At 70.1% G+C, this 13,284-nt stretch carries 10 protein-coding genes; 1 reads left to right on the top strand and 9 read right to left on the bottom strand.

The window, feature by feature from the left end; genetic code table 11:
* Nucleotides 1–354: 354 nt before the first annotated feature.
* The 6 genes from ACFY3L_RS42165 to ACFY3L_RS42140 form a co-directional block, all read right to left on the bottom strand.
* Nucleotides 355–1,101 (bottom strand): FadR/GntR family transcriptional regulator, encoded by a 747-nt coding sequence (locus ACFY3L_RS42165; protein WP_389338084.1) that lies wholly within the window; start codon nt 1,099–1,101, stop codon nt 355–357.
* Between the two features lie 153 nt (nt 1,102–1,254).
* The gene (locus ACFY3L_RS42160; protein ID WP_389338081.1) at nt 1,255–1,599 is read right to left on the bottom strand and encodes an L-rhamnose mutarotase; all 345 of its coding nucleotides are present in this window, start codon (nt 1,597–1,599) and stop codon (nt 1,255–1,257) included.
* A complete protein-coding gene (locus tag ACFY3L_RS42155; RefSeq protein WP_389338078.1) occupies nt 1,596–2,780 on the bottom strand; it encodes a mandelate racemase/muconate lactonizing enzyme family protein in 1,185 nt (394 codons plus the stop codon). Before ACFY3L_RS42155 ends, ACFY3L_RS42160 begins: the two co-directional genes overlap by 4 nt.
* Before the next feature lie 28 nt (nt 2,781–2,808).
* Nucleotides 2,809–3,744, bottom strand: coding sequence for a carbohydrate ABC transporter permease (locus ACFY3L_RS42150; RefSeq protein ID WP_389338075.1), 936 nt, complete (start codon nt 3,742–3,744; stop codon nt 2,809–2,811).
* A 4-nt stretch (nt 3,745–3,748) separates the two neighbouring features.
* The gene (locus ACFY3L_RS42145; protein ID WP_389338073.1) at nt 3,749–4,663 is read right to left on the bottom strand and encodes a carbohydrate ABC transporter permease; all 915 of its coding nucleotides are present in this window, start codon (nt 4,661–4,663) and stop codon (nt 3,749–3,751) included.
* Nucleotides 4,660–6,015: an ABC transporter substrate-binding protein gene (locus ACFY3L_RS42140; RefSeq protein ID WP_389338070.1), complete on the bottom strand. Its 1,356-nt coding sequence runs from the start codon at nt 6,013–6,015 to the stop codon at nt 4,660–4,662. The genes ACFY3L_RS42145 and ACFY3L_RS42140 overlap by 4 nt, the downstream gene beginning before the upstream one ends.
* 176 nt (nt 6,016–6,191) lie before the next feature.
* On the opposite strand from ACFY3L_RS42140, the gene ACFY3L_RS42135 reads away from it, so the two are divergent.
* A complete protein-coding gene (locus ACFY3L_RS42135) occupies nt 6,192–6,950 on the top strand; it encodes a FadR/GntR family transcriptional regulator (RefSeq protein ID WP_389338067.1) in 759 nt (252 codons plus the stop codon).
* A 24-nt stretch (nt 6,951–6,974) separates the two neighbouring features.
* Here the strand turns inward: ACFY3L_RS42135 and ACFY3L_RS42130 are convergent, their stop codons facing one another.
* From ACFY3L_RS42130 to ACFY3L_RS42120, 3 genes are all read right to left on the bottom strand, one after another.
* A complete protein-coding gene (locus ACFY3L_RS42130) occupies nt 6,975–9,398 on the bottom strand; it encodes an RICIN domain-containing protein (protein ID WP_389338064.1) in 2,424 nt (807 codons plus the stop codon).
* Nucleotides 9,399–9,470: 72 nt separating this feature from the next.
* A complete protein-coding gene (locus ACFY3L_RS42125; RefSeq protein WP_389338061.1) occupies nt 9,471–11,168 on the bottom strand; it encodes a ThuA domain-containing protein in 1,698 nt (565 codons plus the stop codon).
* 67 nt (nt 11,169–11,235) lie between these two features.
* Nucleotides 11,236–13,284, bottom strand: a 2,049-nt coding sequence (locus ACFY3L_RS42120; protein WP_389338058.1) for a carbohydrate-binding protein, incomplete at its 5' end; no start/stop codon positions are given.

The following is a 13,284-nucleotide window of genomic DNA, read 5'->3' as shown; positions in this document are numbered from 1 at the left end:
AGATTTCCGAAACCCCCGGCGATGCTCACGCAGTTTTCGTTATCCGCGGGACAATGAACGAGTCGCTATTCCTGAACGGGCAAGAATGCGGAAACGGAAGGCGTGCGATCCCTTGACTCGGTCCCGCCTTTCACGCACATTGGAAATCCATGGCACGCAACTGCCGAAGGACCGCGACAACCATGCGGCCCGGTTGAGAGCACTCGCGGAAGAGCATTGATGACGATCAGGCCCCGAGCCGGCGCCGGCTGCACCGCGCGGCCAGCGGGTCGGCCCGCCACCCTCGCCCGCGACCCGGTGCGCGAGGCCGGGCCGGAGGATCGCGGTGCGGCGACAGCCGCCGTCGAGGTGCCGCTACCGGTGCAGCCGGCCAGGATCCGCGCCTTCGCCGCGCCGGACCAGCCACGCGTCCGTGATGTGCGCGAACATCGCCTCCGCCGCACCCGCCGCATCCTGCGCGGCGATGCGCTCGTAGATGCGTCGGTGGCCGCGGTTGGCCTCCTCCCGCAGCGCACGGTCCGTCCTGCCCACGTACCGGTCGATGTTGGCCACCTGGTGCTGCAGCGACCGCACCACCGCCCGGCCGATCCGGTTGCCGGACGTCTGCATGATGACGTCGTGGAAGGCTGCGTCGTGCTGGTGGAAGGTGTCGGCGTCCTCGACGGTGCTGTCCATGAGCTCCACGCACGCCAGCATCCGCTGCAAGGCCTGCGCGTCGGCCAGCCGGGCGGCGACGTTCGCCATGTCGGACTCCAGGAGCCGACGGGTCACCACCACGTCGTCGAGGACCGCCAGGTCCTCGTCCACGGCGATCGCGGCGGCGAGCACCAGTTCGTCCAGCATGTCCCACATCGCCGGCGGGTTGACGACCGTGCCGCTGCCCTGCCGGACCTGGACGAGCCGCTTCTCCTGCAGGATCTTCATGCTCTCGCGAACCACGGTCCGGCTGACGGAGTAGGTCTCGCACAGCACCGGCTCCGGCGGCAGCACGCTGCCCGGCTCGTAGGTCCCGCCCACGATGCGCTCCACCAGCTCGGCGGTGAGCGCCTTCGCGAGGCTGGCGGGTCCTCGAACCCACCCTGGGGGTGGTGAACCGTTCACGGTCGAATGCTGTGATGCCGTCATGTACCCTCCGCCGACCCGCCGCTGCCAAGTGCTGCGGGTCGGCCAGAGTCTACCGAGCGACGCGGGCGGATGTGACGTCCTGCTCGCCGCTGCGGCGTGCCCGGAGCCTGTGACCGCCCGCCTGACCGCTCATGACAGGTGCCAGACCTCTTCGAGCGGCTGCCACAGCGCACCGGGGACCCGCTCCTCGACGACGCGGATCTGGCACGGGTCGGTGTGCGTCCACCACTCCCGGCTGACGGGGTCCTCGGCGACACGGGCCAGGTCAGCGGCGTGGTCGTCGCCCACGTACTCGTAGTAGGCGAAGAGCAGGTCACCAACGATGAAGATCGAGTAGTTGGTGATGTGCGCGTCGCGCAGCGCCTGCTCGACCTGCGGCCACACGTTGCGGTGCAGCCGCAGGTACTCCTCCCGCCGTTCCGGGCGGACGCCGACGACGAACGCGTGCCGCTCGGCCCGCCGCGGCGCGCTCACCGGCTCACCCGATCGGCCGCCGGCACGCCCCGACGCTCCTCGCGGATCTCCGGGGTGAGCCGCAGCCCGGCGCGGGTCGGCCGGACGTGCGGTCCGGCGACCGCGACCGGCGAGCTCGTGACCTGCAGGGCGGCGATGCGCGCCTCGTCGACGCGGATGCCCAGGCCGGGCTCGTCGCCGAGCACGATGCCGCCGTCCTCGTACTGCTGGTCGACGGTGAGGCCGATCGGTGCGGTGACGTCCTGCACCTCGAAGACCAGATGATTGGGCACCGCCGCGGCGGCGTGCGCCGACGGGTTGGCATGGTAGGCGACCGCGCTGACCGGCAGGTCGTGGCCGTGCGCGAGCGCGGCGACCCGCAGGAAGTGGGTGATGCCCCAGACGTTGCCGACCTGGACGATGTCGACGGCGTCGGCGTCCAGCAGCGGCCGGTACTGCTCCAGGCCCGTCAGGTTCTCCCCCGTGGCCACGGCGGCCCGGATGCCGCGGCGGACCGCGGCGAGCCCGGCGGCGTCCCAGCGGCGCACCGGCTCCTCGACCCAGGTGAGGTCGACGCCGCGTTCCAGGGCAGTCACGAACCGAACCGCCTGCGTACGGTTCCATGACTCGTTCGCGTCGAACATGAGGGCAGGCTGCGTCGAGTTGCGTCGCAGCACCTCGTGCAGCGCCTCCAGCCTGCGCAGGTCCCGCTGGACGTCGTGGCCGCCCTTGAGCTTGGCGGCGCTGAACCCCCGGTCGGCGAACCCTTCGTACAGTCGCACCAGGGCGTCGTCGTCCAGGGCGATGTCCAGCCCGGAAGCGTAGCCGGGCACGAACCGGTCCAGCGCGCCCAGCGTGCGCCACAGCGGCTCGCCGGCAGCCTTCGCCTTGAGATCCCACAGCGCCATGTCGATCGCGCCGATCGCGCCGAACGTGGCACCCGCGTGCCCGGTCTTGAACACCCAGTTCAGCATCCGGTCGAACAGGGCCGGAACCGCCCGCGGGTCCTCGCCTTCCACGGCGCCGAAGACCCGGCCGATGTCACTGTGCTGGCCGAGCCCGACGCCCTCCAGCCCCGAGTCGGTCTCCACGATCAGCACGTGCACGTCGGTGCGCGGCTGCGACATCACCCCGTTGGCGTCGCCGATCAGCCGCCCCCAGTCATGCTTCGTCGTCAGGCTGCGGTATCCGGTGACTTTCACGCGTGCTCCTTCTGGGCGTGGTTCGGTTTCACTCTTTGGTGCCTCCCGCCGTCATGCCCGCGACCAGGAACCGCTGGGCGAACACGAAGACGATCAGCACGGGCAGCACGGACACGACGGTCGCCAGGGCGAGCGTCGGCAGCTGCACCGACTGGGCGCCGGCGGAGCTGGGGTTGAAGGCCGGTGTCGAGGCGAGCAGCGCCGTCAGGCCGACCTGGACCGGGTAGCCGTCGCTGGACGGCAGCATCACGAAGGGCAGGAAGAAGTTGTTCCAGCTCTGCACGAAGCTGAAGAAGGCGACCAGGGCGACGATCGGCGTCGCCAGCGGCAGCGCGACCTTGGTGAACACCTCCAGCTCCGAGCATCCGTCGATGCGGGCCGCGGCGAGCAGGTCCCGCGGGACGCTGGTGGAGAAGTAGATGTAGGTGAGGTACACCCCGAACGGGAAGAACGACATGGGCAGGATCACCGACAGCGGACTGCCGATCAACCCGACCACGTTGAGCTCGAGGAAGATCGGCAGCACCAGCGCGGTGTTCGGGATGAGCATGACGGCGAGCGTCAGCACCAGTAGCGACCGGCGGAACCGGAAGTCCGTCATCGCCATGGCGTAGCCGGCCGGGATGCTGGCGACGAGGGTGATCGCCAGCGCGCCCACCGCGTACAGCGCGGAGTTGCCGACCCATGCCGTCACCGCACCGTCCTGGAAGTCGAACAGCTGCCGCCAGTTGGCGGCCAGGTCGGCCGGGGTGCCGGGCAGGAACGGGCTGCCGACGAGCAGCTCGCGCGCCGACTTCGTCGTGGCCAGCAGCAGCCACACGATCGGGATGACGAAGAACAGCACGAAGACGGTGAGCACGACCGCGACGAGCGCGCGGCCCGCGCCGCCGCCGGCACCCGCGCGGTGCCCTGTGGACGGTCCGGCCGGCACCCGGTGCGGGCGCCGGGTGACCAGTGTCGTCATTGGCTCAGTCCCTTTCGAACAGCCCGCCGCGCGTCACGAAGACGGCCGACAGGGCGAGGGCGATGACGAGCAGCAGCAGCGAGATGGCGGCCGCGGCGTTGAAGTCGTTCTGCTGGAACGCGTACAGGTAGGCGAGCTGGTTGAGCGAGTAGTCGTTGGGCACGATCGCGTTGCTGGCCTGCGACAGCAGCTGCGGCTCGACGAACAGCTGCGTGCCGGCGGCGAGCGACATGATGCCCATGTACGAGATCCACTTGCGCAGCAGCGGCAGCTGGATGCGCCAGGCGATCTGCACCGGCCCGGCGCCGTCGATGCGCGCCGCCTCGATCACCTCGGCGCTGATGTTGTTCAGCGCGCCGTACATGATGACGATCCAGCCGCCCGCGCCGGTCCAGAACGCGATGACGGCGAAGATGAGTGGCAGGTGCGCGGGCGCGATGACCTGGTTGAAGCTGTCGAACCCGAACAGCCGCAGCAGCCCTCCGACGGGGCTGGCGGTCGGGTCGAGCACGAACAGCCACAGCAGCACGCTGGAGGCGCCGGCCACCGCGCCCGGCAGGTAGAACACCAGCCGCAGGGTGCGGCTCAGCCATCGGATGCCGACGGCGTGCACCACGATCGCCAGGAACGTCACCAGGACCACCAGCGAGATCAGCCAGATCGTCAGGTACCAGGCGACGTGCCCGACGGCGGGCAGGAACCGGAAGTCGCCGACGACCTTGGTGAAGTTGCCGATGCCGGCGAAGGCGCCGCCACCGTCGGTGAACGCGAGGTACAGGGCGTAGCCGGCAGGCAGGATGCCGAAGGCGACCGCGAGCACGGCGTAGAGCGCGACGAAGGCGTAGCTGACCGCGCTGCGGTGCTGCGTGAGGCGGGGCCGCCCGCCCGGTCGGCGGGCGGCCTCTGCTGCCGTCGTCATGTGACGGTGTAACCGTCGACCTGGGCCTGGTTCTTGATGGCGGTCTGCCACTCGGGGAGCAGGCCGACCAGGCTCTTGCCGCTGACGATCGCGGGGGTGACGGTCTTGGCCCAGATGGCCTCCTGGCTGAAGATGCCGGAGCCCCATCCGCCCCAGATCTGCGACCCTGCCTTGACCATCGCCTGCAGGTCGGTGGCGTAGTAGCCGCTCGACTCCTGTTTCTTGATCCATTTGTCGGCGGCAGGCGCGTATGCGGGGTACCCAGGGGCGACGTTCACCTGGTAGTCGTCGGCGGTGGTGACGAACTCGACGAACTTCCGGGCGGCCTTGAGGTTCTTGGAGTGGCTGCTGATGAACCAGGTGGCGCCGCCGACGTTGCCGGTCGCCGCCTCCTCACCCTTCCAGGCCAGCGGCGCGGCCACACCGAGCTGGCCCTTCGGGACGTTGAGCGACTGCGGGTTGTTGAAGATGGCGCCGGCGTACCACGCTGGGCCGGGCATCAGCAGCACCTTGTTCGCGTAGTTCTTGACGAACTCGGGCGAGAACACGCTGACGGTGGGCACCGTGCCGTTCTTGATGAGGGTGTCGAGCATCGAGGCGGCGCGCTTGCATTCCGTGGTGCCGGTGTTGACGGTCACCGTCTTCGGCCCGGTGATGCCGTTGGCCTGGCACTTGCTGCTCCAGAGGTAGATCTCGGGGGTGAACGCGTCACCGGCAGCGCCCACGATGTAGCCGGGGTGTTCGCGGGCCACCTTCTCGCCGAGGGCCTGGTAGTCCTCCCAGGTGGTCGGCAGGGTGTAGCCGAACTGGTCCAGCAGCGTCTTGTTGTGCCAGAGCACCACCTGGGCGAGGTCGTTGCGCAGGCAGTACAGCTTGCCTTCGACGGTGCACGGGTTGAGCGCGCCGGCGGTGAACCGGTCCAGGGTCTCCTTGGCGACCAGGCCCTGGTCGAGCACGGCGGCGAAGGCCTGCTTGCCGTTGCTCTGCTGGCTGGCCCAGGCCGCGTCGTTGTTCTGCGTGGAGAAGACCACGTCGGGCCAGCCGCTGCCGGCGCGGTCGAACAGCTGCATCTTGGTGCGGAACGAGTTGGACCCGTTCGCCGACCCGTCGTAGGTGACGGCTTCCAGCTGTACGTCGGGGTTGGCCTTCTTGAAGGCATCGACGGCCGAGGACCGGTCGGCGTCGACCCACACCGTGAGCTTCGCCTTGTCGTCCTGGGCTGCCTGGGGGAATCCGTAGGAGCCGGAGGTGGTGCCGCTGTCGCTGCCGCAGCCGGAGACGGTGAGGGTGAGGGCCAACGCCGCCGCACCGACCCATCGCCGGGTCTGTCCGTGCCGTGCCTTTCCGACCATGTTCGTGTCCCTTGTGTCGAAGACTGTGAGGATCACCGATGCATTGCGCCCACAACATAGGGCATACGTATGATGTCTGCAAGCGCCTGTAACATATTCGTATTACGTCTGACGTCATCAGTTCCGTATGCTGGAGTGGCGTCGCGTCCAGCGCGCCACGGAGATCGGGAGGCGCCTTGACAGGACCGCAGACGGCCACGCCATCGCCTGCCTGGACGCGGCGGCCGGCGAACCTCGCCCGGGCCATCACCGCGGACCTGGTCGGCCGGATCGTGCGCGGACTGCACCCGCCGGGCACGCCACTGCCACCCGAGCCCGTGCTGTGCGAGATGTTCTCGGTGAGCCGCACCGTGGTCCGGGAGGCGGTGAAGCTGCTGCAGGAGAAGGGGCTCGTGCAGGTCCGCCAGGGCAGCGGCACCATCGTCACACCGCCGGGCGCGTGGGACATGCTCGACGAGCTCGTGCTCGCCGCGAGCATCGCCGAGGACGACACGCTCGGCGTCCTCGACGACGTCGTCGTCACCCGGCGGCTGCTGGAGTCCGACATGGCCGGCGTCGCTGCCCGGCGCGCCGATCAGGACTCCGTCGACCGGCTCCGCGCGCTCGTGGACCGCATGGACGAGCTCGTCGACGACCACGTCACGTACGAGGAGCACGACCGCACGTTCCACGACATCGTCATGCACGCCTCCGGCAACCGCATCGCCCGTGGGGTGGTCAAGGCGCTGCAGAGCCAGGTCATCCACACCGCCCGGTACGTGGGGCGCACCGAGCGGGCCCTGTGCGTGGCGTCGAACCTGGGTCACCGGCGCGTGTACGAGTGCATCGCCACGCACGACCCGCACGGCGCCGCGGCGGCGATGTTCGCGCACATCACCGACGCCTGGCTGGCCCGCCGTGGCGGGCCGGGCGGCGCGCTGCGGCTGCAGCGGTGAGTCACCCGGCCCGCGACCGCGGGTCTACGAGGTGACCCGGCTCCACTGCTGGTTGGCGGCGCCGAGACAGTCCCAGATCTGGACCTTCGTGCCGTTGGCGGTGCCCGCGGCGCTGACGTCCAGGCACTTGTTCGCCCCGACCGCCGTGACGCTGCCGTTGCCGTTGAGCCGGAACTGCTGGTTGGTCTGACCGTTGCAGTCCCAGATCTCCACCGCGGTGCCGTTGGCGGTGCCGCGGCCGAGCACGTCGAGGCACTTGCTGCCGTTGTACAGCCGCAGCTCGCCCGCCGCCGTCAGCGTGAGCCGCTGGTTGGTGCCGCCGTGGCAGTCCCAGATCTGCGCGAGGGCGCCGTTGGCCTGCGAGGCCCCGGCGATGTCCAGGCACCGGCCGGACGCCGTGCCGCGCAGCGCGAACGTGTCCGCCGGCTGCTGGGTGCCCTGGACACCGGCGGCGGCCATGACCGCCCGCGCGCCGCTCGGCCAGTTGCCGCCGCTCACCACGACGGTGCCGCTGTTGGTGTTGCCCCGGGTCCCGGTCTTGACGTTGCTGCCGTTGTTCGTGGTCCAGTTGCCGGTCAGGGTCAGGTTGCCGGTGTTGTTGTTCGCCCATTCCTGGGTGTAGGCCCACGTACCGGTGTTGTCGAAGACGTTGTTCGCCGCGGAGACGTAGCGCGAGCCCTCGTCGAAGTACAGGCCGAGCCAGCCGTTGCTGTTGCGGAAGTAGTTCTCGTCGACCGTCGTGCCCGGGCTCGCCGACAGGTGGTAGAACGCGCCGGCGTCCGTCATCTGCTGAACCACGTCGTGCACGAAGTTGGCCGTGACCCGGTTGTTCGCCGCGACGGTGGGCGTGGTGTACCTGGGCTGGTAGTTGTACAGCCCTCGGTCGGTGTAGTCCTGGCTGCCACCGGCGTCGTTGGCGCCCCACCCGTAGCCGAGGGCGATCCCGGAGTAGGGCAGGTTGTACAGCTCGTTGTGCGCCATCGTCGAGCCGGCGGTGTACGTCATGAGCAGCCCGACGTGGCTGCGGTACTCCGACGCGACGTCGTGCACGACGTTGTTGCTCACGGTGATGGTGCTGTTGGTCATCCGGCTGTCGCTGGGATGGTGCGCGTCGGCCTGGACGCCGCCGGCGATGACGGCGCCGGCCGAGAGGTACTCGAACACGTTGCCGGTCACCGCGATGTCGCGGGCGCCGAGCCCGACGCCGGAGGCGTGCGCGTTGGCGTCGTTGCCGATGCCGAGACCGACCTGGCCCAGGTTGGTGAATCGGTTGCCGGTGAAGGACACCGTGTTCGCCGCGGACACCTGCACCGCGGCGGGCATCTGCCGCCAGGCGGGGCGGGTCGCCTCGAAGAGCTGGCAGCCCGACTGGCAGGAGGTGAGCGCGTCGCCCGGACGGTTCCAGGTGCCGTACATGTACGCGCCGGTCTGCTGGTCGGCGTAGCCCTGGCCGCTGCTGGGCTGCAGCCAGCTGGTGCCGGAGAACTGCAGGCCGGAGAAGGTCAGATGGTGGGCCGGCGACGCGTAGGTGCCGCCGACGCGCAGCAGCGACTCCAGCCGCGGCAGCTGCACGTCGGCGGTGGCCATGTTCTGCCCGGACAGCGGCTTGTAGTAGAGGGCACCGGCGGCCGTGTCCAGGTACCACTCCCCCTCGGCGTCCAGGAACTCCCGGGCGTTCACCAGGTACATCGGCCCGCCGCGGAACGGCCTGGTGATCGTGTCGTAGCCCCAGGTGTTGTTGTTCCACGCGGGCTGCTGCATGGTGAGCGTGTTGTTGGCGATCGTCTGCACCGGCACGTACCTGTCGGTGAACGAGTCGACCGACTCAAGCTCGACCCGGCTCTTGGCGGCGAGGTTGTTGAGGTAGGACAGCGCCCCGCTGGTGAAGCTGAGCCCGGTCGTCGAGGCGGTGAAGTCGGCGCGGTTGACCTGGGTGCGGGCCCTGGTGGCGATGCGGCCGTCGACGTAGAGCTGGCGGGTGTCGAAGCCGGTGCCGACGTCGGCCCGCCAGATGTTGCGGGCGCTGTCCGACACGGTCCATCCGGTGATCTTCCGCGCGCCGGAGATGATCGGGCGGGTGCCGGCGGCGGCCTGCCAGACGACGGTGTGGCCGTTGGTGCCGGAGTCGGCGGCGGTGAAGGTGAGCGGCGCGCTCAGGGAGTACGTGCCGCCGGCGAGCTGCACGACGATGTCGCCCGTCATGGTCGGCGCGCTCGCCCTGACGGACGTCTGCGCCTGCGACAGCGAACAGGGCTGGGCGGCGGTGCAGGCGGTGCCGGAGCCGGCCGGCGCGGCGTACAGCGTCTGCATGACGGCGGCCGTGGCCGGCGGCGCCAGGATCGCGGTGCCGCCGGCGATGAGGACGGCGGCGGCCGCCCCGACCAGCCCGGCGAGCCGGGCGGCGCCGCCCGGTGGCCGGGGTGCGGGGTGCGTGGGTGGTAAGGGCATGGGAGCTCCGTTCAGGGGTGGCGCGGAGCGGCCGGGGGCCCGGCCGCTCCTTCGTACGTCGGGCCGGTCAGGTCAGGGCAGGGTCCACTTCTGGTTCGCCGCGCCCGAGATGCAGGTCCACAGCTGCACCACCGTGCCGTCGGCGGAGTTGTTGCCCGACACGTCCAGGCACTTGCCGGACTGCGGGTTGCGCAGCGTGCCGTCCGACTGCGCCGCCCAGGTCTGGTTGGCCCCGCCGTTGCACGTCCACAGCTGCACCTTCGTGCCGTTCGCGGTGCCGCCGCCGTTGACGTCCAGGCACTTGCCGAGCGCCTGCAGCGTCTGGCCCGAGCGGGTCCAGGTCTGCGCCGCGTTGCCCTGGCAGGTGTACAGCTGGATCTGCGTGCCGTTGGCCGAGCTGCCGCCGCGCACGTCCAGGCACTTGCCGGCCAGGCCCTTGACGGGGCCGACACCGGTCGGCTGGGTGCCGGACTCCTTGATCCGGATGTTGCGGAAATCGACCGTGTTCCCGGCGCCGTGCTCCTGGATGCCGACGTAGCCGTCGAGGTTGCGGTTCGGGTCGGTGTTGGTGAAGTCGTTGATCAGCGTGCCGTTGAGGTACACCCGGAGCCGCTGGCCCTCGACGAGCGCCTCGAACGTGTTCCACTCCCCCGGCGGGTTGAGCGCCGCGTCGCGGGCGGCGATGTCGGCGGACTTGACGCCGTAGATCGCGCCCGTGGTGCGGTCCGCGCTGTCCGTGGCGTCGATCTGGATCTCGTAGCCCTGGTTCTGCGCGACGTTGGGGTCGCTGCCCGGGTTGGGGAAGCCGAGGAAGATGCCGGAGTTGCTGTCGCCGGTCATCCGCCAGTCGGCCTTCAGCGAGTACGACGTGTACTGCTTCGCGCTATACCAGAACAGGCCCATGCCGCCGACGGAGGTGAGGGTGGCGTCGCTGTTGGTGAAGCTGCCGGGGCCCGACTGCGACCAGCCGGTGGTCGAGCCGTTGTAGAGCGCGGTGTAGCCGGTCTCCGGCCGGCAGTCGGCATTCGCGCGCTTCGCCGCGTAACGGATGCCGCCGAGCAGCTCGGCGCGCAGCGCCGTCTCGGAGTACGACGACTGGCTGTGGCCGAGGCCTGTGTAGAACGACCGGCCGCTGTCGATGGTCTTGCACCAGGTGATCGGGTGGTCGGCGCCCATGGTACCGCCGGAATACGACGACTCGTCCAGCGTCGAGAGCACCCGTGCGGTGGAGCGCGGGTTGCTCTGGTAGTTGTACAGCTCGTCGGTGCGGGTCCAGGTCTGCGGCAGGTGCGCCGTGGCCGGGTGGGCCCGGTTCTCGGTCTTCACGTTCACCTGCTGGATCGCCGGGTGGGAGGCGAAGTACGCGCCGACGAGCTGGCCGTAGAACGACCAGCTGTACTCGGTGTCGGCGGCGGAGTGGATGCCGACGTACCCGCCACCGCCGCGGATGTAGGACTCGAACGCGGCCTGCTGGGCGTCGTTGAGCACGTCGCCGGTGGTGCTGAGGAACACCACGGCCTCGTACTGGGCGAGGTTGGCGGTGGTGAAGCGGGTGGCGTCCTCGGTGGCGGTGACCGTGAAGTTGTTCGCCGCGCCCAGGTCCCGGATGGCCTGGATGCCGGTGCCGATCGAGTCGTGCCGGAAGCCGGCGGTCTTGGAGAACACGAGGACGTCGTACGGGGCGTCCGCGGCCGCGGCGGGCGAGGCCGCGGTGAGGGTGCCGGCGGCGAGGGCGATGGCGGCGCCCGCACCGGCGAGAAGTCTGCGCATGGTTCCTCCGGTCTGCGAAGGGTGACAGTGGCGCCCGCGCGGGTGCGCGGGCGCCGGGTTCGTCAGGTCAGGGCAGGGTCCACTTCTGGTTGGCGGCGCCGCTGATGCAGGTCCACAGGTGCACTACCGTGCCGTCGGCGGAGTTGTTGCCCGACACGTCCAGGCACTTGCCGGACTGCGCGTTGCGCAGCGTGCCGTCCGACTGCGCCGCCCAGTTCTGGTTGCCCCCACCGTTGCAGGTCCACAGCTGGATCTTCGTGCCGTCCGCCGTGGCGCCGCCGTTGACGTCGAGGCACTTGCCGAGCGCCTGCAGCGTCTGCCCGGAGCGGGTCCACGTCTGACCGGCGGCGCCGTTGCACGTGGACAGCTGGATCTGGGTGCCGTTCGCCGAGCTGCCGCCGCGCACGTCCAGGCACTTGCCGGCGAGGCCCTTCACGGGGCCGACACCGGACTGCTGGGTGCCGGTGGCGAAGGTGAAGCTGTCGACGTCGAACAGCAGGCCGGTGCCGCTGCCGGCGAACGTGAGGTACAGCGACGTGGTGCCGGCCGGCGCGCCGGAAATCGGCGCGGTCACCGTCGTGAACGTCTCCCACGAGCCCGTCACCGGGATCGTCGCGGAGCCGATGACGGTGCCGGTCGGCGAGCCGGTGCGCAACTGCACCGTGCCGCCGGAGCCGGCGGACGACGCCCGCACCTGGACGGAGGTGGCGTTGTTCAGCTTGTACGGGTCGAACTCGATCCAGTCGCCGTTGTGGATGTCGCCGACGGTCCTGCCGCCCTCGGCGGTGGTCTTGCTGTAGGTGGTGATCCCGGACGAGGTCTTGAAGTGCTCGGCCTGCCGCTTGCGTGGTTGCAGGATGTTCTGGGTGTGGGTGGTCAGGCCGCCCTTGTCGGTGTACTGCGCGTCGAAGATCGGGAAGATGTTCGCCGCGTCGTCGTGCTCGCCGTCGACCGGGATGGTGATCGTGCCGGAGCAGCCGGTCTGCGACGTGATCTGGTGGGCGTGCTGGTCGTGCCCGAGCGCGTAGGTCATGGTGACCTTCGTGCAGTCGATCGTGCCGTCCTCCGGGTCGCTGACCGTGACGCTCCACGGGACGCTGTCGCCGAAGGAGACCAGCTGGCCGGCCGCCGGCGTGCTCACCGTGACGGTGGGCGCGGTGTTGCCGACGCTGATCTGGACGCTCGCCGACCCGGTGGCGCCCTGCGGGTCGCGGACCGTCAGGGTGGCGGTGTAGCTGCCGTTGGTGCTGTAGGTCTTCGACGGGTTCGCCGCGGTCGAGGTGGTGCCGTCGCCGAAGGCCCACGAGTAGGTCAGCGTCCCGCCGTCCGGGTCGCTGCTGCCGGCGGAGGAGAAGTTCACCGTCAGCGGCGCCGCACCCGAGGTGACGCTGGCGCCGGCGACGGCGGTCGGCGCGCGGTTGCCGCCGGTGCCGACGTAGTCGAAGCGGTAGAGCGCGGAGTTCGCGTCGCCGTTGCCGAAGCCGGCGCCGTAGTCCAGGACGTACAGCGCGCCGTCAGGGCCGAACTGCATGTCCATGACCTGCTTGCCGACCCACGGGAAGTTGTCGATCGTGCCGCGGGAGCCGTCGGCGTTGATCGTGATCGGCTTGATCCAGCCGCGGCCGAACTCGCCGGCGAAGAACTGACCGTCCAGGGACGGCGGGAACTTCGTGGTCGACGGGTTCGACGCGTCGTAGCGGTACACCGGACCCGCCATCGGCGACTCCGAGCCGCTGCCGAACTCCGGCGGGCTGCCCGAGTCGCCGGCGTACTTGATCCACGCCGCCCGGGCCGGCGGCAGGGTCTGCAGGCCGGTGTTGCGGAACGAGTTGTTCGTCGGCCCGCCCGTGCAGTTGTACTTGTTGCCGGTGCTGTTGGTGGCGAAGTTCCACTCGTTGTAGGTCTCGCTCGTGGTGTTGCTACCGGTGCAGTACGGCCAGCCGTAGTTGCCCGGCGACGTGACCCGGTTGAACTCCACCTGCCCCGACGGGCCGCGGGTCGAGCTGGTGGTGCCGGCGTCGGGGCCGTAGTCGCCGACGTAGACGACGCCGGTGGCCTTGTCGACGCTCATCCGGAACGGGTTGCGGAAGCCCATCGCGTAGATCTCGGGCCGGGT

The sequence above is a fragment of the Dactylosporangium sp. NPDC000521 genome (assembly GCF_042898305.1).
GTDB lineage: Bacteria > Actinomycetota > Actinomycetes > Mycobacteriales > Micromonosporaceae > Dactylosporangium.
Note: the sequence above shows the minus strand (reverse complement) of the source record. Positions and strands in the feature narration are given on the sequence as shown.

Bases quoted from the DNA above. Each gene is read 5' to 3' on its own strand.
- ACFY3L_RS42150 (WP_389338075.1), bottom strand. From the start codon at position 3,744: ATGACGACACTGGTCACCCGGCGCCCGCACCGGGTGCCGGCCGGACCG.
- ACFY3L_RS42145 (WP_389338073.1), bottom strand. From the start codon at position 4,663: ATGACGACGGCAGCAGAGGCCGCCCGCCGACCGGGCGGGCGGCCCCGC.
- ACFY3L_RS42140 (WP_389338070.1), bottom strand. From the start codon at position 6,015: ATGGTCGGAAAGGCACGGCACGGACAGACCCGGCGATGGGTCGGTGCG.
- ACFY3L_RS42130 (WP_389338064.1), bottom strand. From the start codon at position 9,398: ATGCCCTTACCACCCACGCACCCCGCACCCCGGCCACCGGGCGGCGCC.
- ACFY3L_RS42125 (WP_389338061.1), bottom strand. From the start codon at position 11,168: ATGCGCAGACTTCTCGCCGGTGCGGGCGCCGCCATCGCCCTCGCCGCC.